The organism is Methanolacinia petrolearia DSM 11571 (assembly GCF_000147875.1).
Taxonomy (GTDB): Archaea; Halobacteriota; Methanomicrobia; order Methanomicrobiales; family Methanomicrobiaceae; genus Methanolacinia; species Methanolacinia petrolearia.
Genome location: NC_014507.1, coordinates 1,721,218 through 1,742,044 on the forward strand (window position 1 = coordinate 1,721,218; position 20,827 = coordinate 1,742,044).

Annotated in this window: 26 protein-coding genes; 17 read left to right on the forward strand and 9 right to left on the reverse strand. The window is 50.1% G+C overall.

The annotated features are described in order from the left end of the window. Nucleotides 1–18: 18 nt before the first annotated feature. Genes MPET_RS08525 through MPET_RS08535 form a run of 3 tightly spaced genes read right to left on the reverse strand, consistent with a single transcriptional unit; the run spans nucleotide 19 to nucleotide 3,582 of the window. A complete protein-coding gene (locus tag MPET_RS08525) occupies nucleotides 19–2,946 on the reverse strand; it encodes a hypothetical protein (RefSeq protein ID WP_013329613.1) in 2,928 nt (975 codons plus the stop codon). Further along, a complete protein-coding gene (locus MPET_RS08530; RefSeq protein ID WP_013329614.1) occupies nucleotides 2,943–3,278 on the reverse strand; it encodes a hypothetical protein in 336 nt (111 codons plus the stop codon). Before MPET_RS08530 ends, MPET_RS08525 begins: the two co-directional genes overlap by 4 nt. Continuing rightward, nucleotides 3,268–3,582, reverse strand: coding sequence for a hypothetical protein (locus MPET_RS08535; RefSeq protein WP_148222210.1), 315 nt, complete (start codon nucleotides 3,580–3,582; stop codon nucleotides 3,268–3,270). The genes MPET_RS08530 and MPET_RS08535 overlap by 11 nt, the downstream gene beginning before the upstream one ends. 136 nt (nucleotides 3,583–3,718) lie before the next feature. On the opposite strand from MPET_RS08535, the gene MPET_RS15345 reads away from it, so the two are divergent. The 5 genes from MPET_RS15345 (at nucleotide 3,719) to MPET_RS08555 (ending at nucleotide 6,537) form a co-directional block, all read left to right on the forward strand. Further along, nucleotides 3,719–3,862 carry a hypothetical protein gene (locus MPET_RS15345; protein ID WP_187287603.1) on the forward strand — a complete coding sequence of 48 codons (144 nt, stop codon included), beginning with the start codon at nucleotides 3,719–3,721 and terminating at the stop codon, nucleotides 3,860–3,862. A 480-nt stretch (nucleotides 3,863–4,342) separates the two neighbouring features. Continuing rightward, nucleotides 4,343–5,239, forward strand: a complete 897-nt coding sequence (locus MPET_RS08540) for a class 1 fructose-bisphosphatase (RefSeq protein ID WP_013329617.1) — start codon at nucleotides 4,343–4,345, stop codon at nucleotides 5,237–5,239. A 63-nt stretch (nucleotides 5,240–5,302) separates the two neighbouring features. Then, complete coding sequence (locus tag MPET_RS08545) at nucleotides 5,303–5,539, forward strand: LSM domain-containing protein (protein ID WP_013329618.1); 237 nt, start codon at nucleotides 5,303–5,305, stop codon at nucleotides 5,537–5,539. A gap of 20 nt (nucleotides 5,540–5,559) precedes the next feature. Next, a complete protein-coding gene (locus tag MPET_RS08550; RefSeq protein ID WP_048131075.1) occupies nucleotides 5,560–5,904 on the forward strand; it encodes a helix-turn-helix transcriptional regulator in 345 nt (114 codons plus the stop codon). Between the two features lie 123 nt (nucleotides 5,905–6,027). Beyond that, nucleotides 6,028–6,537, forward strand: a complete 510-nt coding sequence (locus MPET_RS08555; RefSeq protein WP_013329620.1) for a type IV pilin — start codon at nucleotides 6,028–6,030, stop codon at nucleotides 6,535–6,537. A gap of 529 nt (nucleotides 6,538–7,066) precedes the next feature. On the opposite strand, the gene MPET_RS08560 is transcribed toward MPET_RS08555, so the two are convergent. Next, the gene (locus tag MPET_RS08560; RefSeq protein WP_013329621.1) at nucleotides 7,067–7,633 is read right to left on the reverse strand and encodes an endonuclease dU; all 567 of its coding nucleotides are present in this window, start codon (nucleotides 7,631–7,633) and stop codon (nucleotides 7,067–7,069) included. Nucleotides 7,634–7,672: 39 nt separating this feature from the next. Between MPET_RS08560 and aglJ the strand changes: the two genes are divergently transcribed. Then, complete coding sequence (gene aglJ, locus MPET_RS08565; RefSeq protein ID WP_013329622.1) at nucleotides 7,673–8,599, forward strand: S-layer glycoprotein N-glycosyltransferase AglJ; 927 nt, start codon at nucleotides 7,673–7,675, stop codon at nucleotides 8,597–8,599. Here the strand turns inward: aglJ and MPET_RS08570 are convergent. The 5 genes from MPET_RS08570 to MPET_RS08590 form a co-directional block, all read right to left on the reverse strand. Continuing rightward, entirely contained in the window at nucleotides 8,566–9,114 is a 549-nt protein-coding gene (locus MPET_RS08570; protein WP_013329623.1) for an aldolase, read from the reverse strand. The genes aglJ and MPET_RS08570 overlap by 34 nt on opposite strands. Continuing rightward, entirely contained in the window at nucleotides 9,090–9,695 is a 606-nt protein-coding gene (locus tag MPET_RS08575) for an endonuclease III domain-containing protein (protein ID WP_225353805.1), read from the reverse strand. Before MPET_RS08575 ends, MPET_RS08570 begins: the two co-directional genes overlap by 25 nt. A 40-nt stretch (nucleotides 9,696–9,735) precedes the next feature. Beyond that, entirely contained in the window at nucleotides 9,736–10,005 is a 270-nt protein-coding gene (gene trxA / locus MPET_RS08580) for a thioredoxin (protein ID WP_013329625.1), read from the reverse strand. Between the two features lie 79 nt (nucleotides 10,006–10,084). Next, nucleotides 10,085–11,554, reverse strand: a complete 1,470-nt coding sequence (locus MPET_RS08585) for a preprotein translocase subunit SecD (RefSeq protein ID WP_013329626.1) — start codon at nucleotides 11,552–11,554, stop codon at nucleotides 10,085–10,087. After that, nucleotides 11,554–12,402, reverse strand: coding sequence for a protein translocase subunit SecF (locus MPET_RS08590; RefSeq protein ID WP_013329627.1), 849 nt, complete (start codon nucleotides 12,400–12,402; stop codon nucleotides 11,554–11,556). Before MPET_RS08590 ends, MPET_RS08585 begins: the two co-directional genes overlap by 1 nt. Nucleotides 12,403–12,664: 262 nt before the next feature. Between MPET_RS08590 and MPET_RS08595 the strand changes: the two genes are divergently transcribed. The 11 genes from MPET_RS08595 (at nucleotide 12,665) to MPET_RS08645 (ending at nucleotide 20,786) form a co-directional block, all read left to right on the forward strand. Beyond that, nucleotides 12,665–12,979 (forward strand): DUF2551 domain-containing protein, encoded by a 315-nt coding sequence (locus MPET_RS08595; RefSeq protein WP_013329628.1) that lies wholly within the window; start codon nucleotides 12,665–12,667, stop codon nucleotides 12,977–12,979. Between the two features lie 51 nt (nucleotides 12,980–13,030). Then, on the forward strand, nucleotides 13,031–13,291 hold the full coding sequence (locus MPET_RS08600; RefSeq protein WP_013329629.1) for a hypothetical protein: 261 nt from the start codon (nucleotides 13,031–13,033) through the stop codon (nucleotides 13,289–13,291). Nucleotides 13,292–13,737: 446 nt separating this feature from the next. After that, nucleotides 13,738–14,145 carry an archease gene (locus MPET_RS08605; protein WP_013329630.1) on the forward strand — a complete coding sequence of 136 codons (408 nt, stop codon included), beginning with the start codon at nucleotides 13,738–13,740 and terminating at the stop codon, nucleotides 14,143–14,145. Nucleotides 14,146–14,156: 11 nt separating this feature from the next. Next, complete coding sequence (locus MPET_RS08610) at nucleotides 14,157–15,590, forward strand: RtcB family protein (protein ID WP_013329631.1); 1,434 nt, start codon at nucleotides 14,157–14,159, stop codon at nucleotides 15,588–15,590. After that, the gene (locus MPET_RS08615; RefSeq protein WP_013329632.1) at nucleotides 15,587–16,165 is read left to right on the forward strand and encodes a hypothetical protein; all 579 of its coding nucleotides are present in this window, start codon (nucleotides 15,587–15,589) and stop codon (nucleotides 16,163–16,165) included. The genes MPET_RS08610 and MPET_RS08615 overlap by 4 nt, the downstream gene beginning before the upstream one ends. A 35-nt stretch (nucleotides 16,166–16,200) precedes the next feature. Continuing rightward, nucleotides 16,201–16,620: a DUF2111 domain-containing protein gene (locus tag MPET_RS08620; protein WP_013329633.1), complete on the forward strand. Its 420-nt coding sequence runs from the start codon at nucleotides 16,201–16,203 to the stop codon at nucleotides 16,618–16,620. Nucleotides 16,621–16,624: 4 nt separating this feature from the next. Further along, a complete protein-coding gene (locus tag MPET_RS08625; protein WP_048130795.1) occupies nucleotides 16,625–17,605 on the forward strand; it encodes a biotin--[acetyl-CoA-carboxylase] ligase in 981 nt (326 codons plus the stop codon). Nucleotides 17,606–18,369: 764 nt separating this feature from the next. Next, nucleotides 18,370–18,888 carry a biotin transporter BioY gene (locus MPET_RS08630; protein WP_013329637.1) on the forward strand — a complete coding sequence of 173 codons (519 nt, stop codon included), beginning with the start codon at nucleotides 18,370–18,372 and terminating at the stop codon, nucleotides 18,886–18,888. Further along, a complete protein-coding gene (locus MPET_RS08635; RefSeq protein ID WP_013329638.1) occupies nucleotides 18,875–19,552 on the forward strand; it encodes an energy-coupling factor ABC transporter ATP-binding protein in 678 nt (225 codons plus the stop codon). The genes MPET_RS08630 and MPET_RS08635 overlap by 14 nt, the downstream gene beginning before the upstream one ends. A 3-nt stretch (nucleotides 19,553–19,555) precedes the next feature. Beyond that, nucleotides 19,556–20,125, forward strand: coding sequence for an ATP-binding cassette domain-containing protein (locus MPET_RS08640; protein WP_013329639.1), 570 nt, complete (start codon nucleotides 19,556–19,558; stop codon nucleotides 20,123–20,125). Between the two features lie 19 nt (nucleotides 20,126–20,144). After that, nucleotides 20,145–20,786 (forward strand): energy-coupling factor transporter transmembrane component T, encoded by a 642-nt coding sequence (locus MPET_RS08645; RefSeq protein ID WP_013329640.1) that lies wholly within the window; start codon nucleotides 20,145–20,147, stop codon nucleotides 20,784–20,786. Nucleotides 20,787–20,827: the final 41 nt, after the last annotated feature.

Here is a 20,827-nt window from a genome sequence, read left to right on the forward strand (position 1 = left end):
GGAAATTTCAAAACACCTTCACGTTTTTATCATCTCACCCCCTCCTCTCAAATCCTCCTTCAATATCCTCCCGAAACATCCCTCACAAACACTCATCTTCAGTTCCTTCGAAGAAAAAACAGCCTTCCCCTTACCGCACAGATCACACCTCCCGAGATCCTTATTCACTCTCTCGAAATCCCGGTGGTCGAGAACACCCGGAAGAGGAAGAGTCGAACCTCTCACACTCGCAGCTTTGCGGAGTTCGCAGTAGTTTGCAGCAGTTTGCAGCAAGTCTCCGCAAACTAAAGAATCATTATAACCACACGCTTTTTCATTTTTTAATATATCCGGGCGTTTTTGATCTATCTTTGCAGCAGATCCCGGCGCACACACACAACACGATAAGGATAAATCCTTACGATCGGCTTCCTGTGCCCCGGTATTTTTCCGCAAACTACTGATCGCAGAGTGAAGATCTCCATCATCTGCGAAACATTCGGTAAAAGAAACATCCTCCTCCTCTTTTTTACTTTGCAGCACGCTGCTGCAAACCGGCTGCAAAGTTGCTGCAAAGCTGCAAACACAATCCGACTCCGACTCCGACCCCGGACCGCCGTCGTCACCAGGCCCGTCGCTGTCATCATCATTGCCTCCTTCCTCCTCGTCGAGCCAGACGGCATTCCCGGAATTCCATTCACGGTAAATCTCGTAATTAAATGAATACCGGCTCTCCCGCTGCCGGAGCATGAACCCGTCGACCTCCTGTGAAACCGTCGCGTCGATAAAGCTGATTGCAGGACATTTTTCCAGGAGGCCGGAATACGAACACCCCCTGCTCAGATAACCGTGGAAAATTCTCCTCGCCTGGTGATACGAGATCCCCATGACATCCTGGAGCATCTTAATCGTCACGAGGTCCCAGCCCATTTTGCATATAACATCCAGGGCGTCCGCCTCGTTCTTCGTCAGTTTCGTCTCCTGGCTTCCCGAATCTCCGTTGATCGCCGCATAGATCCTTACGGCCGCATTAAAATCTTCAACCGTCGCCCGGATTGCCGCAATATTTTCCACGGAATTACCATCCTCGTCCACCGGCGTGAACCTCTCCCTCTGTTCTTTGAAAAGAAGGGCGTGACACTTGACAAGATCGAAGAAGATCGCCGGGTTCCTCCTGTTTGCAGAGGATGAAAACTGCACCCTCTCCGCGAACGGAATCGAGACATAAGTCGTCTCCTCCTTCAGCATCGTCCAGATGCAGCGGCATATGCCGACTTCGGCCGGCTCCCCGATGACTATTGTCTCCCGTGCCTCGGACTTCTTCGTGTTGTCGAGTACCTTGTCGTCCTGTTTGGAGGAATCATCGATCCAGACCGTGAGCATCCGGTTCAGCACCTGGTCGTCGCCGATCGACTCGACCTTCGCCACCCACCAGATGCACCGCTCCGGGATATTGTATATCCTGAGCTGCCTGTCGGTAGTGAGCGTCTGGTACTGGATTTTTTCACGGAAGTTGGTGGTCGCGGACTTGAGGATCTCGCAGACATCTTCCGAGAGGTGGGAGTCGTCGAAGAGGAAAACGGTCTCCGGTTTGAGGTCCCGGTTATAGTAGAGCGCCTTGTCGCTCACCTTCCCCCTGAGCCTGTAGTCTTCGGGAACGAGGTTCATCATGGCCCTGCACGCAACGGATTTTCCTTTTCCCGATCCCCCGGATACGAATACATGGAGACCGTTTGTGTTCATGACCGACTGGGAGGCGATGGACATTATGAGGCATTCGGCCAGCGTCTGGTCGCCGACGTGGAATTTCGAGAAGGTGTCGAGTATGAATTTAACGGGGTCGCCGTTTTTGAGGATTTCGGCGGCCTTCTCCCGTGTCTTTTCGGGGAACGAGTTTCTCCTGCGCCGGGTGTTCTCTTCGTCTTCGTCGGGTTTTTGATTTTGTCGTCCGGCTTTTCTTTCCTTCCGGCCGGATTTGATCTCGTACATCGCCTTAAGCTCGCTCCATCTCTGTTTTCCTCCTCCGCAGGAGTTGTGGTGGCATCCGGCATAGATCGCACCGTTTGAAAACTGGATGGCAAAGGCCCCGTCCTTATGAGAGGAGGAGAACGGGCACTCTTCGAGGACGTAGAGTGTTCCTCCCTGCCAGGGCCTTTCGTTTGCGACTGCGATCCCGTGGTCGGAGAGCCATTCGGAGAGGTCGATCTTTTTGTCGCCGCTCTTGGCCTGCGGTTTTTCATCGTCTTTGGGAAGGAGGTCTGCGAGTTTCCGGAGCGTTTCAGGTGCGACGGTCTCCCTGCTTTCAGGAAAATCGATGATCTTTGCCCTGCGGTGCGGGCGATCGGGTGTGTCGTCTCCCTTCCGGGATATTGTTCCGTAGAGTTTCCAGATCCGGGCGGCGTTGTAGTTGGCCTTATCGACTGTTACGGTTTGGTCGGAGAAGAGGGCGTCGAGTGTGGTGAGGCAGTCTTTGACAAGGGCGGTTGTGTCGTCGTCGTTGGGGAGGTCGACTGCATATAGTATATGTGCACCGTTGCCGGAGTCGGCGAGGATCGGGCGGGGGAAGCCGAGTGTCTGAAGGAAGCGGGCGATCTTTTTTGCTTTCGTTATGGCGGCCTGGTGCTCTTCTTCGGTGGATGATACACCGCTTGGACGGACGGGGTCGAGGTCGACGGGGAGCCACTTCCGGCGGATGATGTCCGCATCCGCAGTCGTCGCGTCTTTTCGCCCGAGTTTCATCTTGATCCTGTTGGCCCTCCGGGAGAGGAGTGCGGGATTGACCTGGTTGAGGGTTACGTATACGCCGGATACATCGGAGAGGCGGGTGATACTGCCCGCTTTTTCCGCGAGCGTGTCGGAATTGTCGAAGTACCCGCTGTGGATGTTGTAATCGGAGATGGCCCGGAGTTCGACGACTCCTCCGCCCGGAAAGAGAGTGGCGAGGGCCTTTCGGATCTCTTCGCTCATTGTCTTTCCTCCGGCAGGTCGGGTTCGAGGGGGAAGAGCGGAGCGGATACCGCCTCTCTTCCTGTAACTCGTTGAAGGGATACGAGCGGAACGATGTAGTGGCCCGCCGTTGTGAATATTTTCACCGCCTTTCCGCCGGGGGAGATCGCGGCGTGGCCTTCGATCGAGAGTGCATCCTCTTTTCCGGGGACCGGTTTAGTTACAGGGACGACACAGCCGGAGGAGACGAGATCATCAACGTCTTCTTTTAGAATGAAGAGACATACTCCGCCAGCTTCGATCCTCAGCGAATCGTCATCACTTAATAAGATCCTTCCCGGTTCAGGATTCACAGGTCGCCGCCTCCTTTGCAGTTGAGATCAGGTTTATCAGGTAATTGTGACCGCTTGTCCTGTTGATCTGGATCTCGACGATCGCATCTTTCAGTTCGCGGATCTCTTTGGAGAGTGCCTGCGGGATGAGGTATAGCGGAACCGGACCGGACGCTTTGCTTATCTGTCTGGAGGTAGATTTTCTATCGGCAGTTCTCAGGCAGCATGTGGTGGTACACGGTTTGTTCAGGGGGCTGCCGTTTTCCTTTTCGGGCATCAGGCAATAATAATAGTCCCCGTTTATTCTTTCGTTTGTATCTTTCATTATTATCATCAGGTGCGATTTTGGTACCTGTTTAGGGTAGGGAGGGGAGTTGTTATAAAATTAAATCGGAATTCGGGGGGTCAATTGAAAATTAGATTTAATGGTGGGGGATTTTTTTGAATTTTCAGGAATTTGTTTGGGCATAAGCCCCTCCGGGGGAGAGAAGAAAACCGGAGCCGAAGGGATGCCTGTCCATCCCGACGGCGACTATCGCCACGAGGGGGAGGGTTCAAGGGAGGGGGAAATCATCCCCCTTCCTGTATCTATTCCAAAACTTTGAGAGGGCATAAGCCCCCTTACCCTGTATAATTTAGATTTGGAATTTTTCAGGAATTTATTTGGGCATAAGCCCCTTCGGGGCAACCCTCTGCTTAATTCGCTTCGCGAATTTACGCAATTGCGATAGTCCGGCCTGGACACTACCCTCCGGGTAGTCTCGGCCGGGGGGAGAAAACTTCTGGTAAACGTAAAATAAGTTTTAAACAGTAGCCAAAAAAATTCACGGAGCAGGAGTGACATTCGCCTGTCCCGGCCGGGGAAGAGATCTATTAGAAAACGTAAAGTAAGTTATAAACAGTAGCCAAAAAAATTCCCGGAGCCGAAGGGATGCTTGTCCATCCCGACGGCGACCTATCGCCATGAGGGGGAGGGTTCGAGGGAGGGGGAAATCATCCCCCTCCCTGTATAATAAAAAAATCCCGAAAAAAATCTATAATAATCAATAACCAATTATAACCCATCATACCAGGAAGGATATCATATGACAACGCTTAGGGAATATCTTGATTCTGCGGGCTGCGAACCTGCACTTTCCGATCTGATAGTTCTGATCTCCGCACAGGCCGCACCAATACGCGATGCATTCATCAGCAACCAGTCGTACGCCGGAACGGAAAACTCATCGGGAGAAGAGCAGGCCGCTCTCGACGTCTGGTCGGACGAACACATTACAAAAATCCTGGAAGACTCGGGACTCGTGAAGGAACTCGCATCCGAGGAAAAACCCGACATCCTCAAATTCCCCGGCGCAACGGAGAACTATGCGGTCGTCATGGACCCGCTCGACGGGTCATCACTCATCCAGGTCAACCTCTGCGTCGGGACGATCGTCGGCATCTATGACAACGGCGATGCGCTCAGCAAAGGCGAAGATCTGAGAGCCGCAATGTATATGCTCTACGGACCCATGACCGTATTAACCATAACCGTCGGAAAAGGCGTCTTCACCTTCGCAATGGACGAAACCGGTGAATACAGGATGCTTGACGGCCCCGTAAAGATGCCCGAAGGCAAGATCTACGGCAGCGGCGGACTCAACAAAGACTGGACCGAAAAACACAGGAATTTCATAGAATCGATCGAAAAGGAGGGCGGAAAACTAAGGTACTCCGGATCATTCGTCGCCGACTTCCACCAGATCCTGAAATACGGCGGCGTATACTGCTATCCTGCGACCATAGACAACAATACCGGCAAACTGAGGCTCGCATTCGAGGCAAACCCGATCGGTTTCATCGCGAAACAGGCCGGAGGCGCTATATCCGACGGACATACCAGCCTGCTGGAGATCAAACCCGAAAAACCGCACCACAAGACGCCGATATATGTCGGCAGCAGCGGTTTGATCAAAAGACTCGAAGAAATCTACAGAGAGTAAGCTAATCCCAAATTCGGGATTTATGGAAATTATTAATTACATTACGGCCCCATATAAAGGCAGATGGTTAACAGTATAGTATTGCCCATAAAAAAGGTCTATGCTCTCATAGATTCAAAAATTATCGTTGAAATAAAGGACGAACCGAAAACACTCCGCGGCAGACTCGTTGCAGTAGACGAGCACCTGAACATACACATGGATCAGGCATGCGAATACGAGGGCGAAGAGAGAGGAAGAAATCTCGGAACGCTCGTGATCAGGGGCAGCAATATCCTGACCATTGCACCCGAACTTTAAATTAAATCCTTATGGAACCCATGACAGATACGGAAGAAGAGGCCCTGAAACTAATCCAGTCAAATCCCGAGGGAGTGCTCCAGAGCGAACTCTGGAAACTCCTGAACATCGACAGCAGAAAATGCTCAAGAGTAGTAAAAAAACTCGTCGACTCCGAGAGGATAGACAGGATAGAATTCAAATCGAACGGTGTCAAGACCTATCTTCTGAAAGCAAAAAAAAGCGCGGTAAATCCCGATCTTCTCCTTGCCGGAGGAGAACTCATCCCCTGCATCGGCTGCGAAGAGGAATGCAGCGTCCAGGACTGTTCGCATCTCATGGACTGGATGTACCAGCTGGCAATCGAAGAATTTACAGACCAATAATTATTTTCACATTTTTTCCACAAACACAATAAAAAATTTTATTCCATTATTAGAGGAATATGCCCTTAATTTTTGATATAAATCATAATACTTATAAATTCAGATATTATAATAAAAATATTGATGGCGGGGCGCAACCGGGATGACGGCTCATCCGGTACTATCGGCACAATACTGCTTGTTGTAATAACTGTCATACTTGCAGCGCTGCTCGCATTATACCTGTTAAGCTACCAGTTCCCGGAACTGCAACAACCAAAAGAGATCCCTACGATTTTCGAGATACAGACAATATTAAGTGAAAACCCCGATTATGACAGCAGGATAGTCCTGAAAAATATAGGAGACTGTCCCTACGAAAACCAGTACCTTTCATGCAGGATCTATATCAACGATGAATTGGCCGGCTGCAGGATAAAGACCCTGAACGGCCATGACTTCATATCGACACATCATTACGGCGTCCAGACGGTCGGAGGAATGGGATGCAGCGACATTTCATGGAAGCCATCTGAAAAACTCGCGATAGATCTCTCGGACTCCACGATCAGAGACGGGAGTCATGTCAGGGTGGATGTCATATGGGAACCCACAGGTACGACCATATCAACCGACGAATACTATCTGAGCTGACAACCCGGATAGGTTAAGACAGCAAGCTACGATCGAACCGAAGACCGGGAATCTGAATTCAGGTGCAGGGATCTAAAGGGTCTCAACCCGGATTTCCAAACAAAACCAGATAAACAGCCCGGGGACCCTTGCCGGTCCCCTGGCGTGGGGTGAGATAATTATCTTAAGGCAAGGCCCCTGGGCAGGGGCCGTCCGGCGGCCTGGCCGCCGGTGCCGGGGTTGCCCGGTGAGATCTTAACATACCAACATGGACAAATCAGACGACCCCTCGCCGCGAACCGCACAGCAGGTTCGCGGACCGGCCCCGACCCCGGGGCCTCTCTTTGCGATAGGCCACTCCGGGGATAGACGAGTATCCCCTGAGTGGCGAAACGCAGTGGATTCATGGCGTGTACGGAATGAAACATGTCGTAGTAAAATAAATTAAACAGCCCGGGGCCGCCGGAGAAAGACACGAGACAGCAAAGAGCCAAAAAGTTTATTGGGGTCAGGGCAGGGAATCAAAGGAAATTAAAACAAAAGGATACGATCACTGAACCATCGATCTCATAGCAGCACGGGCAACGATCCCCGCAACCCTCAGCGGCTCAGGAATTCTCCCTTCTTTTGTAAATGAATCGCATACAAAACAGGCTTCATCATTATCCACGCCCCATGAACGAAGATAGACATCATACCCCGTCTTCAGGATAACCTTCTCCCTTGTCCCCAGTTTTTCATATGCAGACAATCTCTCTTTATCGCCGGGGAAATGATGCATGATGTCATCCGCCAGCCCTTCGGAGTCCTCATATGTCACCCCGATAACCGGGATTTTTAACTCCGAGTAAACTCTTCCGGGATCGATTATATTGAACCACGAGATTACGCACCCCGAGAGCATTATGTAATTGATATCCTTTCTCTGAAGGGAGGCAAAAATATTCAGCACCGCATCCGTCGCATCCGTCCCCCCTATAGTCGAAAACCCGAAAGCCGTTCCGTCGATTACCATGTCTCTTCTCATCACAACACCTGCCAGGACGGATTTTTTTGCGCCCTGAACAAAGCTTTCCGCAATACCGAGAACACGGACCCCTGGTTTCAGAGTTTTCATGAAAGGTCTTATGAATGTGAATTTAAATATAATGTAGCAATGGATATAAACAAGGATGAAGTCTGTATTTTCATCCCGACCCTAAATGAAGCCCCTACAATAGGAGAACTCGTCCGCTCTTTTAAGGAGATGGGTTATAGAAATATTCTTGTCCTCGACGGAAACAGCAGCGACAATACCGCCGGGATCGCAGAAGAGGAAGGTGCATCGGTATTTCTTCAGAAAAGAGGCAAAGGCAAGGGAAATGCAATAATTGAGGCTTTGGATTATATCAGTCAGCCCTACGTCCTCATGCTCGACGGTGACGGGACCTATCTCCCGGAAGACGCCGAGAAGATGCTCGAACCGCTCTTCGAGGGATACGACCATGTAATCGGAAACCGCCTCGACACCTTTGAACCGGGTGCACTGAGCAGGTTCAACCATTTCGGGAACCAGATCATCAATTACCTGTTCAAGGTTGCCCACGGCACTTACCTGAACGATATCCTGTCGGGATACCGGGCATTCACCCTCAAATCGATGAAAAATCTCAACCTGAAGGAAAGCGGTTTCGAGATAGAAACCGAAATCTCTGCCGAGAGCGTGAGAAACGAACAAAAAATTAAGGTAGTAGATGTTATCTACAAAAAACGGCCGGGCACTGAGACAAAATTAAGGCCTATGAGAGACGGGGGAAAGATCATCGCGGCCGTATGGCGACTCGCCAAGATCAGCAACCCGATATTCTATTTCGGCGTTATAGGTCTCTTCATTGTATTGATTGGAATTATCCTGGGCGTATTCGTTTCGATAGACTGGGTAAAAGGCATAACACATACCGAACTGACGATACTCACGGTTCTCCTGATTTTGATAGGATTCCAGATCTTCATGTTCGGGGTCATAGCCGACATGCTCGTCTCATTCAACAGGGAATTAAGGATGGAGATTCAGAAGCTCCGTCCTCCGAACCCTCCGAGATAATATAATATTTTGCAGCAGTGTTCTGCAGTCGATGTAAGAAGGTAGGCCTCCTTCAGGTCTTTGCCTTTTGCAAACGTCCCGTGGCCCTTTGCAACGACTACGGGATTCGAGACCAGAGCTTTCGCAACATTCTCCGCCAGCTCATCTGTTCCGGGTTCACCGTCGACCACAGGTATAACCGGACAGAGCATCTTCCCTTCACTGTCCTCCGGAATTATTTCATCGTATACAAGCGATGCGGCTACGGAGAGCGGAGGGTGGGCATGAACGATCGCCTCCGCATCATCACAGGCCAGGTATGCCCTGTAGTGGACCCTCCACTCGCTTGAAGCACCATCTTCGGGAACCCCGTCCATCGTAACGAACTTCAGGCTTTCTTCTTCATCAAGGAACGACCCGCTGGAAGTTATAAGAAACCCGCCCCGGACCCGGACACTCATATTCCCGAAATTGCCCGCAACAAGGCCCTCATTAAAAAGGCGCCTGCCAGTCAGTTCAAATTCTTTATTCTGCATTCATCACACCTCTTTTTTATACAAAATTCCTTTGCATATTCCACAAACCAGCCGTGGCAGGTCTGGTATTTTTCCACCGAACAGGGGAGAATTTTTTCGAACAGATCCTTAAGCCGGTCTTTTTTAGCTGTAATCCCGGCACACCCGGATATCCTCTCCGTATAGGAATCGATCACATAACTCGGCATGTTCAGCGCATAACACAGGATACTGTCGGCAGTTTCCGCACCGACTCCTTTCACGCCCAGCAGATCTCTTCTAAGTTCATCAACCGGAACATCATATAATGCATCGACACCTCCTTTTCCCGCCACAAAAGAAGACAGCTCTTTCAGGCGTCCGGTCTTCATCCTGTAGTAGCCGGTACAGCGTATATTCTCCATGACGATCTCATCGTCGGCGGCAAGCACATCGTCAAGCGTTTTTATTCCTACAGATTCGAGATTTGAAAGGGCCTTTTCAACATTCTCCCACCGGGTCTGCTGGGTCAGTATTGCACCGATCATCACCTGATCGGCATCCCCGGGCCACCATCCGGCATCACCGTAAATATCCTGAAGACAGGAAATTATCCGTTTCAAAATTATTTCCGGTGGATTTTCGGAATCCATATAATAATATTTAGAGAAGAGGTTTTAACAGGCTTTCAAGTGTCTCTGCAGGAGTCACGCCTTCAAGACGGTGCTCGATCTTTCCCGACTTCTCTATAACGAGTGTGGGCACTACCTGGATACCGTATTTCATAGCGAGGTCCATATTCTCATCAACATCGACCTTCTTGATCTCGATCGAATCGCCCATCTTATCCTTCAGCTGATCAAGGATGGGGGACTGCATCTTGCACGGCCCGCACCAGTCCGCATAAAAATCAATTAAAACAGGTTTTGACATAATACATCAATCCTCAGATAGAGAAAAGGTCAAACGAAATTATAAATTTTATCCTTTTGCAAAAAAATTGGTAAAAAAATTATTTGGCCGGCTTCTTTGAAAGAATTGCCATGATAATCTTACCATATGCCGGACGGGTAAAGATTACCCCGATTAATACTCCGAGAATGGTTATTATGGCAAATCCCTTGAGAGTCGACAGATCCATGAGTGCAAGCGGCAGCATTGCAAATATAGTCGTGGATGCCGAGACGGTTATTATCCCAAGGGCGCGCTTGAATCTCTTTAGATAAAGACTCGGAGACGGCACACGCCCCTCATGAAGAACTTCATCGGTTATTACGACGAGTTGATCGATTCCGGTACCGATAACGGCAATAAGTCCGGCTATACTTGCAAGATCGAGCTGCTGGATATACCTGGCTATTCCGAGAAGAATTATAATCTCGGAGAGATTGACAAGTATCATCGGAACCACAATGGACGGTTCCCTGTACCTGTAATAGACCATGAACGCAACGGCCAGAAGTCCGAGTATCGCAGCCGCAATACATACGATTTGAATAAATTCGCCACGTTCTGCGGTAACACTGCTCGAACCTGCGATCTCGACATCTACAGGAAGAGCTCCTGCACGAAGATGGATCTCGAGAACCTCTGCGTCATTGTATCCTTCCTCGCCGTAGCCTGTTGATGCACTGAGATCATTTACCGGACCCTTTGAGAGCTTCGCCGCAAGATCGGATGAAAGAGGTGCACTGTATACCTGTTCCCCGTCAAGGAGCATGACAAGATTATGTGAATCCGGATCGGTTACGGCTCCGTATTGTATACATGCATCACGCAATGCTTCGGCACCTTCGGCGCTCAGGGTGAAGCCGACACCCCAGTAATTGTTACGCTGGGAAGGTGTACTGACACTTGTAACCGCATCTCCGGAGAGGACACGTTCTGTTTCATTTCCGGATGTTACGATCCTGATCTCGAATTTACCCTGCGAACTGACGATCTCCTGTGCGGTATTGATATCGGTTCCGGCAAGCTCCACGCGGACGTATTTTGTGACATCGTTCGCGCCGGTAAGCGTATTTATCTGGACGTCCTTTGTGCCAAGCGTATTGACTTTGTCTTCAAGGATGCCCTTTACCGTATCTGCGGTTTCTTTGGATATTCCCTGCTCGTAAGTTACCAGTTTGGCACCCATTCCGGCAAGGACGCTTTCAAGTTCCTCCTTCGTATAATATTCCCTTATCTCTACCGAACTGGAAGTAACAGGGATTACATCTGCATCGAGTTTTTCGGACAGTTGCGTGATAAAGTCGGACTGGGACATATCCGATTCATAGCCGATGACCTCCGACTTGAAGGATAACTGGATCCATGATCCGCCGACAAGGTCCAGACCAAGCTGGAGATTTCCGCTTATACCTTTATCGAGTGCAGGCGGAATTGCATATATGCTCAAAACCGAGAGTATTACCAGAACCAGCACTATGAGAACCTGCCAGTCGGTGAATATCTTCCCCAGTGTGCTCTTTTCTTCGGCCATTATTTACCACCCTTCTTAACATACCATTTCAACAATCCTGCATTCAGCATCCAGGTATTCATCATATCGATAATAAGGCCGATAATCAGAACAGCCGAGATGTCCCTTATCAGTGTGACCTGACCCAGGGAGAACACGATAAACATAACGACTACCGCTGCAAGCGTCGTCGTCGTCATGATGATACCTGTCCTGAAAGCACCCCTGAATTTCTCGTCGACCTTGCCCTGCCTCTTCAGAAGACGGGTAGTGAGAAGTACGTCGCTGTCGACTGAATAACCGATGAGCATCAGCAGTGCCGCAGTTGTCCCCAGCGAAAGAGTGAGGCCGAATACATCCATGAAGGCGGCGGTTATTACAATATCCGAGAATGCCGAAAGAACGACAGCTACCGAGGGGATGAATATCCTGAAGGCGACAAAGACTACAATCGCCATCAGTACAAAGGCGAAGAGGAGCGCCCAGATAGCCTGTGACTGGAGCGTCTTTCCGAAGGTCTCTCCCATCTGGTATATTGTAGCGTCGGGGTACCTCGCAGTTATATGCTCGGTTAAGTCTTTGAAGCTGTCGCCTTCGAGATAATTAAAGACCAGATATCCGGCGGCAACATCACTTTCTGAAATTTTGAGAGGATAATCTGCAAAATAATCCTCTATTACGTCGACCGAATCAGATGTTGACAGTGTAACCGCAACTCCGCCTGCGAAATCTATTCCAGGTTCAACCGGCATCCCCGTCGAGACGGTATTGAACGCAAGAAAGATTACAGACAGGATCAATAGACAGAGCGGTAATGCAACCATCTGCTTTGGTTCGTATCTGTTAATATCATAGGTAAATTTACCCATACCTAAAATTTGTCCATGAAATTGATTAAAGGATTTGGTCCGCCTTACAAATTCATGAGGAAAATCGGGAAAATTTTTGAATTATAAAAATGAATAATTCTAATGATAATATATGCACAATATTTTTATAATTAATTCGTATTTATGTTAAATCGTGAAAAATACAGATAATTTAGTTATTATTTCATCTGTTTTGACCGAATAAGGGCAAAACGACAGAGAGAAGAAAATTTTATATAGAATTCAAAATAATCAGTTCATCATGAGATCAGCGGCTGATCTAAAAAGAGAGATTGAAATGCGTCTCAGGAATTACCTTTCGAGAGACAAAAACGGCATCCGCCGTGAGCTGCTGAAGATTTTCGTCAGGGCGAAATCCCTGACAGTGGCCGAGACGCATAAAAAGTTAATGGAAAAGTTCTCCGTTACGGTCCAGTCTGTTGCATCGATGGTAGGAACCATTGCTTCAAGAATCGGCATCTTTCATATAATCAAGGAAAAAGACAACGACCAGACACGCTATGAGTTAAAGGAGCAGTATGCAGATTTGGTCGCGCGGCTGGTAGTACCGGCATAGACCATTCAGGCAAAACTTTTTTTTATTATTTTTAACTAATATATCTGGAGAATGGAGTATCAGCAGTGTCGGTCGAATACAATTGAAGTAACCGACGAAGTAAAACAATACGTTCTTGATAAAGAAAGAAATTTCAGGATTTGTACCTCGTGCGGAGGTCCTATTCTTCTCTCGACAAGTGTCAAGCCGCCAAAGTCGACCGATATTGAGATTTATGTAGGGGATTACATCATTTATGTTTCAATGTACCAGGCGCGCTTCATGGACACCATCAATATGGATATGATCCCGCAATACTGTGACTTTTTTTAAGGCTCTTCGCTGTTTTTTACGTAGGCAAATAATTTTGGGACATATATGGCACTGCTGTATTGCCCATAGATCTCACCGGGGCAACCCCGGCACCGGCGGCCGGGCCGCCGGACGGCCCCTGCCCAGGGGCCTTGCCTTAAGATAATCTTCTCACGGCACGCCCGGGGACCGGCAAGGGTCCCCGGACTGTTGAAGTTATTTCACTACGACATGTTCCGTTCCGTACATGCCTTGAGTACACCGCGTCCCGCCACGCAGGGGATACTTGTCTATCCCCGGAGTGGCTATCGCCATAGAGAGGCCCCGGGGTCGGGGCCGGTCCGCGAGCCTGCTGTGCCGGCTCGCGGCGGGGGGTCGCCCGATTTGGCCATGTTGGTATGTTTAGATCTTATTCAGGGGATTAACGAAGAGCCTTTTTTTAATACAAATCACACAATAATATCAGGATGCCATTTCAAGAACTGAACCATACGGCAGATTACCTCTACAGGTGCTCGGGAGACACCATAGAGGAACTGTTCACATCGGCTGCAATGGCAATGTTCTCTCTCATGTTCGACGAAAGAGAGGAAGATTCGGTAAAGATCGGGATAAAACTCGAGGCAGGGGATTCTGAAACCCTGCTCTATGATCTTTTGTCAGAACTGCTGTTTTTGTCTGAAGTAGAAAGGGTTGTTTTCTCAGGCATAGATATTACTATACACGATCATTCCCTTGAGGCTGTAGCTTCCGGGGAGAAATTCGATATGGAGAGACACCGGGGCGGAACGGAGATCAAGGGTGTCTCCAGGTACGGGACGGAGATCAGGCAGGAAGACGGAAAATTCCTGGTGGAAATAATATTCGATGTATAAAGGTGGTGAAGATGCTCGAAGGACTGAATAAAATATCCGATATCGAATGGGAGGTCCGAAAAGGTTACGTGGACGATATGGCGGTGCCGGGAAGGATCTTTTTATCGGAGGGCCTCGGGGAAAACCTCGAGGATGGCGCGGTAAAACAGCTCGCCAATGTCGCGACCCTTCCGGGAATAGTAAAATATTCACTTGGAATGCCCGACATTCACTGGGGCTACGGGTTCCCGATAGGCGGTGTCGGGGCATTCGATGTCGAGAACGGAATTATATCTCCCGGCGGTGTAGGCTTCGATATAAACTGCGGCGTCAGGCTGATCACGACACCCCTGAAAAAGGATGAATTTTCCGGGATCAAGAGACTGATCAATACATTGTTCTCGACCGTTCCAACTGGTGTCGGGAATGTGGCCCCGAAAAAATTCTCGGACAGCGAACTCGAGGACATCATGAGGGAGGGTGCGTCATGGGCGGTGAAAGAGGGATACGGAATGCCCGACGACGTGAAATCCTGCGAAGAGTCCGGGATGATGAAGGAGGCCAGCACCGAGCATGTCAGCACAAAGGCGAGACAGCGCGGCAGACCCCAGTGCGGGACACTCGGATCGGGCAACCACTTCCTCGAAGTCCAGTACGCGGCAGAGATCATGGATGACGAAGCCGCAAAAGCATTCGGGATCGAAAAGGACCAGATATGTTTCATGATCCACTGCGGTTCAAGAGGGCTCGGGCACCAGGTCTGCACGGATCATCTCGGGACCATCGAGAACGCGACGAAGAAATACGGGATAAAGATTCCCGACCGGCAGCTCGCATGTGCACCGGTGAAGAGCCCGGAGGGAGAGGCGTACTTCGGGGCGATGGCAGCCTCGGCAAATTATGCGTGGGCCAACAGGCAGATGATCACCCACATGGTGAGGGAGGTCATCGAAAGGGACTTCGGCGTGGACTACAACGAGATGAAACTTGTCTATGACGTAACCCATAACGTGGCCAAGATCGAAACTCATGTTGTCGACGGAAAAAAGATGGAGCTATGTGTCCACCGCAAGGGCGCCACGCGTGCATTCGGCCCGGGTTCACCTGAAATACCCAAAGATCTGAGTGCGATCGGACAGCCCGTGATCATCCCGGGGAGCATGGGGACGTCGTCGTATCTCCTTAAGGGAACGCAGACTGCCATGGAGAAGACGTTCGGGAGCACATGCCACGGGGCAGGAAGGCTCGCGTCGAGATCGAGTGCGAAGAAGAGCCACAGCGGTGCGGATATCAGGCAGGACCTCCTCGACCGGGGGATCTTCGTGAGGGCGACAAGCAACAAGGTGATCGCCGAAGAGGCGCCGGAGGTCTATAAGCCGAGCAGCGAAGTGGTGGATATTGTTCACAGGGCCGGCCTGTCGATGAAGGTGGCAAGGCTCGAACCAATCGGAGTGATTAAAGGATGATAAAAAAGGCGGGGGTAATATGGGACTGCGACTGTTACATCAACAAATACATCTGCGACAACGACATCGGCGGCGAGATCATTACGCCGCAGATGCTCGCGACGCCTTTTTACAAGGGGAGGCTTGTTGCGGTACTGATCCCGACCGGGTTCGGGAATCCCGCGTATTCGGGGCTGATGCCCGCACTTAAGGCCACATCGGGCAGGATACGAAAATTCGTCGAGAAGGGCGGCCGGGCGCTTGTCTTCGGTGCGATGTATGAAAAAGAGGGATGCTACGACTGGCTCCCGTTCAAAGTGAAATACACGCACGAGTACTTCAATTCGCCTGTCATAACGAAAGGGGATTCGGATTATTGCGGTATCGTAAAGGATTTCAACGAGAACGGGATCGAATGCGACGGCTACTTCCCGGAGTACGAGGGTGAATGCATTGCGGAGACTGCGGACGGCAGGTGTATCATGATCGAGAAGAAGATGGGTGACGGATTCTTTATCGTGACTTCCATACATGAGTTTCCTTCACGGGATTTTCTGACCGGGATCTGTTCGGGAGATTCGGAAATTATTTTTTAATAACAGCATAAATACACAATACACAGGTGATCCGGATGGGTGAATATATAATCTCGGCCGATTCAAAGGCCGCCGATTTCAAACCTCTTGCGATGGCGATAAATGCAATGATAAAAATGCCTGTAACAGCAAGATCGAAGAACCGGAAAGGGATACGCGTCGAGGAAGGAAAGATTGTCGACGAGGAATACAGCGGCCCGGTTCTCGAAGAGGTTATACTAAAAAACATGATGATGAGCGTGACCCCGGCCGAAGGCGGATTTAAGGGGGTTCCCGTTATCGTCGCACCGATCAGAAACGAAGCAGGGGATGCGATTGGTGCGTTCGGGATTGTGGACTTCACAGGTGTCTTCGATCTCGCCACCCTCATGGAGCACCAGTCAGAGATAATCAAACAGGTATGCGGAACCGACCCGTGCCCGCTTCCGGGGGAAGCAATCGATGCGAAAAGGTAATCCTATGAATGAGACTTCGGAAAAAATACTTGAGATTCTGGAGAGGCAGAGCGGCCCTATCTCCGGGGAAAAGATTAGCGAGATGACAGGAATTACCAGGTCGGCAGTCTGGAAGAATATCAACGAGCTGAAGGAACTCGGATACTCGATCGAATCAACCAAGTCGAAAGGATACGAATTGAAAGAGTCTACCCCGAAGCTGCTTCCGCACGAGATTAAGAAGTACCTGAAGACGGATTTCATCGGGAAGGATATCAGGTACTTCAAGAACACGCCTTCAACCACATGGGTTGCGAAGGATCTCTGCTCGAAGAAGGATGCGGAGAACTTTAACGGGACCATACTTATAGCCGAGGAGCAGACGGGAGGAGTAGGAAGACTGGGCAGGGCGTGGTTTTCGCCTTCCGGCGGGATATGGACGACGATAATCCTGAAGCCGACGATTCCCATCGATAAATTGTTCTTCGTGACGATGTCCGCGTCGATCGCGGTCGCAAGAACCATCCGGCGGATGTACGATATCGGCGCCCTCATTAAATGGCCGAACGACATCTATATCGGCGACAAGAAAGTGTCGGGGATTCTTCTCGAACTTGCGGCAGAGGCGGACCAGATCCATTACTGCCTTCTCGGGATAGGGATCGATGCGAATATCAAGCCGGAGGACCTCCAGTGCTCGCTCCAGACCCCGATCACTTCGCTGAATATCGAGATCGGGCATGACATCGACAGGGCGAAGTTCCTTGCGACGATGCTCGGCGAGTTCGAGAGGAGGTACAAACTTGTCGAGGAAGGAGAATATAAGGCGATTTCCAGGGAATGGAAGAGCCTTTCGCTGACGCTTGAAAAGAGAGTCCGGATCACGACACCGAGGCGCACTTTCGAGGGCGAGGCGATAGATCTCGACGAATACGGTGCACTGATTATAAAGAAGGACAATGGAAAGGTCGAACGCATTCTCTCCGGGGACTGCACTCCTATTTGATTTTTTTTTGGATTGTATTATTGTGGGGGCATAAGCCCCTTTCAAAGTTTTGGAATATATACAGGGAGGGGGATGATTTCCCCCTCCCTTGAACCCTCCCCCTCATGGCGATAGTCACCGTCGGGATGGGCAAGCATCCCTCCGGCTCCGTTTTTTTGGGCTGCTTCTTATAACTTGTTTTACGTTTTCTGATAGATCTCTCCCCCCGGCCGGGGCTACCCGGATGGGTAGCGCCCAGGACGGGCTATCATCTTTGCGAAAGTTCGCGTAGCGAACTGAGCACCGGGTTGCCCCAAAGGGGCTTAGGCCCTCTCAAAGTTTTGGAATACAGGGAGGGGGATGATTTCCCCCTCCCTTGAACCCTCCCCCTCGTCGCGATAGTCACCGTTGGGATGGGCAAGCATCCCTCCGGCTCCGTGAATATTTGGACCACCTTCTAAAACTTATTTTACGTTTTCCAAAAGTTTTCTCCTCCCGGCCGAGACTACCCGGAGGGTAGTGTCCAGGCCGGGCTATCACGATTGCGAAAGTTCGCGTAGCGAACTGAGCAGTGGGTTGCCCCGAAGGGGCTTAGGCCCTCTCAAAGTTTTGGAATACAGGGAGGGGGAGGACTTCCCCCCCGCCGGGGCAAAAGAAATCTCGATCGTTACAAATCTCAAAGCCCGACAATTTGAATTCACAGCAACCGCAAAAATTCCAACATCCATAAATCCATAAAGAACAAATCCTCTTGTCAACCAATTTAAATTTAGAGGTTGACAAACATGTACGGCGACGAGGAACGGACAAGAACCATAACCTATACCGGGATCTTTATCGCATTGTTTGCAGTAGGGGGCTACATTACAATACCGATGATCCCCGTGCCCTTCACACTTCAGACACTCTTCGTTATTCTCTCCGGCGCGGTAATGAGAAAGAAAGCCGTCATTCCCGTACTCCTCTATATTATTCTCGGGACTCTCGGCCTCCCGGTATTCCACCAGTTTACCGCAGGGCCGGGTGTTCTCCTGGGACCGACCGGCGGGTACATGATAGGATTCATATTCGCCGCTCTCATTGTCGGGTATCTCTACGGGAGCCCGAACAGGTTCGTCAGGGCGGGATGCTTCTTCGCCGCATCTTTCGTCATCCTTCTTGCAGGCGTATTATGGCTCTTCATCTCCACACCGATGGGTCTTACCGAATCATTCCTCCTCGGAATGGTTCTCTTCATCCCGGGCGACTGCGTGAAATCGGCCGCTGCATTCCTTATCGCAGAGAGGATCAATGATAGAATTTGATGACGTATCGTTCAGGGACCTCGAAATTCCACATTTAAAAATACCGGAAGGTGTCTGCGCAGTCTTCGGGCCGAACGGCTCGGGGAAGAGCACCTTCTTAAAACTCCTTTCCGGAATGGAACTGCCTGAAAAAGGATCGATTCTCATCGACGGATCTGTTCCCCGTAAGACCGAGAGCGGATACCTCTCCGAATTCCCGGATAAGAACATCCTCTTTGAAAGGGTCGCCGACGAGATCGCATCCCCGCTCAAATTCAGGCATACCGACTGTTCAAAGACAAATGAGATTGTAAACAGGGTTGTCGAAAAACTAGGAATAACGCACCTGTACAATAAAAATATAAAAAAACTTTCAGGCGGGGAGAAGGTACTCGTCGAACTCGCCACCGCAATCGTAGCCGACCCGGATCTCCTGATCCTCGACGAACCGGACTCGCACCTCGACCCCTTTACGGCCGGGGAGATATTCGGCATAATAACCGAACTCGAAATCACGCACGTCGTATTCTGCACCCAGAACATGGAGAGAGCCGGGGAGATCGCCGGCTATGCGGTATACATGGAAGACGGAAGAGTCGCTGCTTCGGGAACACCTGCATCGGTCTTTGAAGAACTCAAAGGGACCTGTTTTTATCCTGAAAATTTTCCTGCCGGGACGGGGTGACGAATGGATATCTCATGCAATAATATCGAATTCTCCAGGGACGAGTTCACTCTCGGGGCTGACGCAAGGTTCTCCGAAGGGCTCCATATCGTCACCGGAAGGATCGGAAGTGGAAAATCTACCCTTGCAGCACTCCTTGCAGGTATCGGGAAGCCCGATAAGGGAACAATCACGACCGAAGGGATCGGATCAAGGATATTCTCGATGCAGTTTCCCGAATACCATCTCACCCACATGACCATCGGAAAAGAGATCGAATCATGGGACCTTGATCTCGAACCAGTGATGAACACCGCCGGCCTCCGCTACAAAGAGAACAGGGACCCGATGACTCTCTCCCGCGGGGAGCTGAAGAGACTCCATCTTGCATGCATAATCCAAAAAGAATACGATCTCATGATCCTCGACGAACCCTTCAGTTCGCTCGACTGCATATGGAAGAGAAATTTCAGGGATATGCTTGACGAAATTCGCGGCGGCGTCAGGATCATCTTCACGCACGAATCAAAGATCCTCCCCGATTACGACCACCTCTGGAACATCTCGGACGGAATCCTCTCGAAGACAGAGTGACGAACAGGAGAGGTATGGTATGAAAGATCCGCGAATAAGAATGGCCTCGATGATAATGCTTTCATGCGCCGCCTTCGCAGGCATGGAAGCGGCGCTTGCATCCGTACTCTGGGTCCTGGTATTCTCGGACAGGAAATTCAAAGTCCCCTCGCTTCCCGCTTTCCTTGGGCTGTTCGTTATTATCTCGGTTATTGCTATCCTTTCGATAGGTGATGCGTCCGGCGGACTATCATATTTCGTCAGGATGTCTGCGCTGATCGTCATCGCGGTCTGGGCCTACTCGGCGATCAGGCCCGGTGAAATTCTCGATACGCTCGTGTGGCTTTTCGGAAATAAAACCGGTTTCGAACTCGGTTTGACTGCGGAGATCGCCATGACCGAGATCAGGAGGATACCTGAAGATTACAGTATGGCACGCATCGCCATGGATTTCAAGGGAAAGAAGATCCGGATTCGCGACTACATCCCTGTATTAGGGAATATACTGATAATCACGCTGAAACGGGCGGAGGAGCATGGAAAAATCCTCGCCGGAAGAGGGTATATACGCGGAGGGACGCACCGCCCCGAATTCGTAACCGAAAAAAACGACTGGCTGGCTTTATTTTTCTCTATAATGATAGTATTTATTGTTTTCCTCCCTTTAGTGAGATATTTATAGTTCGGTGAGAAATTTAATAGAGACTGAAAAAATTAATCAAT

Bases quoted from the DNA above. Each gene is read 5' to 3' on its own strand.
- MPET_RS08615 (WP_013329632.1), top strand. From the start codon at position 15,587: ATGATAAAAAAGGCGGGGGTAATATGGGACTGCGACTGTTACATCAAC.
- MPET_RS08535 (WP_148222210.1), bottom strand. From the start codon at position 3,582: ATGAAAGATACAAACGAAAGAATAAACGGGGACTATTATTATTGCCTG.
- MPET_RS08625 (WP_048130795.1), top strand. From the start codon at position 16,625: ATGAATGAGACTTCGGAAAAAATACTTGAGATTCTGGAGAGGCAGAGC.
- MPET_RS08640 (WP_013329639.1), top strand. From the start codon at position 19,556: ATGGATATCTCATGCAATAATATCGAATTCTCCAGGGACGAGTTCACT.
- MPET_RS08620 (WP_013329633.1), top strand. From the start codon at position 16,201: ATGGGTGAATATATAATCTCGGCCGATTCAAAGGCCGCCGATTTCAAA.
- MPET_RS08585 (WP_013329626.1), bottom strand. From the start codon at position 11,554: ATGGCCGAAGAAAAGAGCACACTGGGGAAGATATTCACCGACTGGCAG.
- MPET_RS08545 (WP_013329618.1), top strand. From the start codon at position 5,303: ATGGTTAACAGTATAGTATTGCCCATAAAAAAGGTCTATGCTCTCATA.
- aglJ (WP_013329622.1), top strand. From the start codon at position 7,673: ATGGATATAAACAAGGATGAAGTCTGTATTTTCATCCCGACCCTAAAT.
- MPET_RS08555 (WP_013329620.1), top strand. From the start codon at position 6,028: ATGGCGGGGCGCAACCGGGATGACGGCTCATCCGGTACTATCGGCACA.
- MPET_RS08590 (WP_013329627.1), bottom strand. From the start codon at position 12,402: ATGGGTAAATTTACCTATGATATTAACAGATACGAACCAAAGCAGATG.
- MPET_RS08560 (WP_013329621.1), bottom strand. From the start codon at position 7,633: ATGAAAACTCTGAAACCAGGGGTCCGTGTTCTCGGTATTGCGGAAAGC.
- MPET_RS08550 (WP_048131075.1), top strand. From the start codon at position 5,560: ATGACAGATACGGAAGAAGAGGCCCTGAAACTAATCCAGTCAAATCCC.
- MPET_RS08630 (WP_013329637.1), top strand. From the start codon at position 18,370: ATGTACGGCGACGAGGAACGGACAAGAACCATAACCTATACCGGGATC.
- MPET_RS08525 (WP_013329613.1), bottom strand. From the start codon at position 2,946: ATGAGCGAAGAGATCCGAAAGGCCCTCGCCACTCTCTTTCCGGGCGGA.
- MPET_RS08570 (WP_013329623.1), bottom strand. From the start codon at position 9,114: ATGCAGAATAAAGAATTTGAACTGACTGGCAGGCGCCTTTTTAATGAG.
- MPET_RS08600 (WP_013329629.1), top strand. From the start codon at position 13,031: ATGGAGTATCAGCAGTGTCGGTCGAATACAATTGAAGTAACCGACGAA.
- MPET_RS08635 (WP_013329638.1), top strand. From the start codon at position 18,875: ATGATAGAATTTGATGACGTATCGTTCAGGGACCTCGAAATTCCACAT.
- MPET_RS08610 (WP_013329631.1), top strand. From the start codon at position 14,157: ATGCTCGAAGGACTGAATAAAATATCCGATATCGAATGGGAGGTCCGA.
- MPET_RS08645 (WP_013329640.1), top strand. From the start codon at position 20,145: ATGAAAGATCCGCGAATAAGAATGGCCTCGATGATAATGCTTTCATGC.
- MPET_RS08540 (WP_013329617.1), top strand. From the start codon at position 4,343: ATGACAACGCTTAGGGAATATCTTGATTCTGCGGGCTGCGAACCTGCA.
- MPET_RS08605 (WP_013329630.1), top strand. From the start codon at position 13,738: ATGCCATTTCAAGAACTGAACCATACGGCAGATTACCTCTACAGGTGC.
- trxA (WP_013329625.1), bottom strand. From the start codon at position 10,005: ATGTCAAAACCTGTTTTAATTGATTTTTATGCGGACTGGTGCGGGCCG.
- MPET_RS08595 (WP_013329628.1), top strand. From the start codon at position 12,665: ATGAGATCAGCGGCTGATCTAAAAAGAGAGATTGAAATGCGTCTCAGG.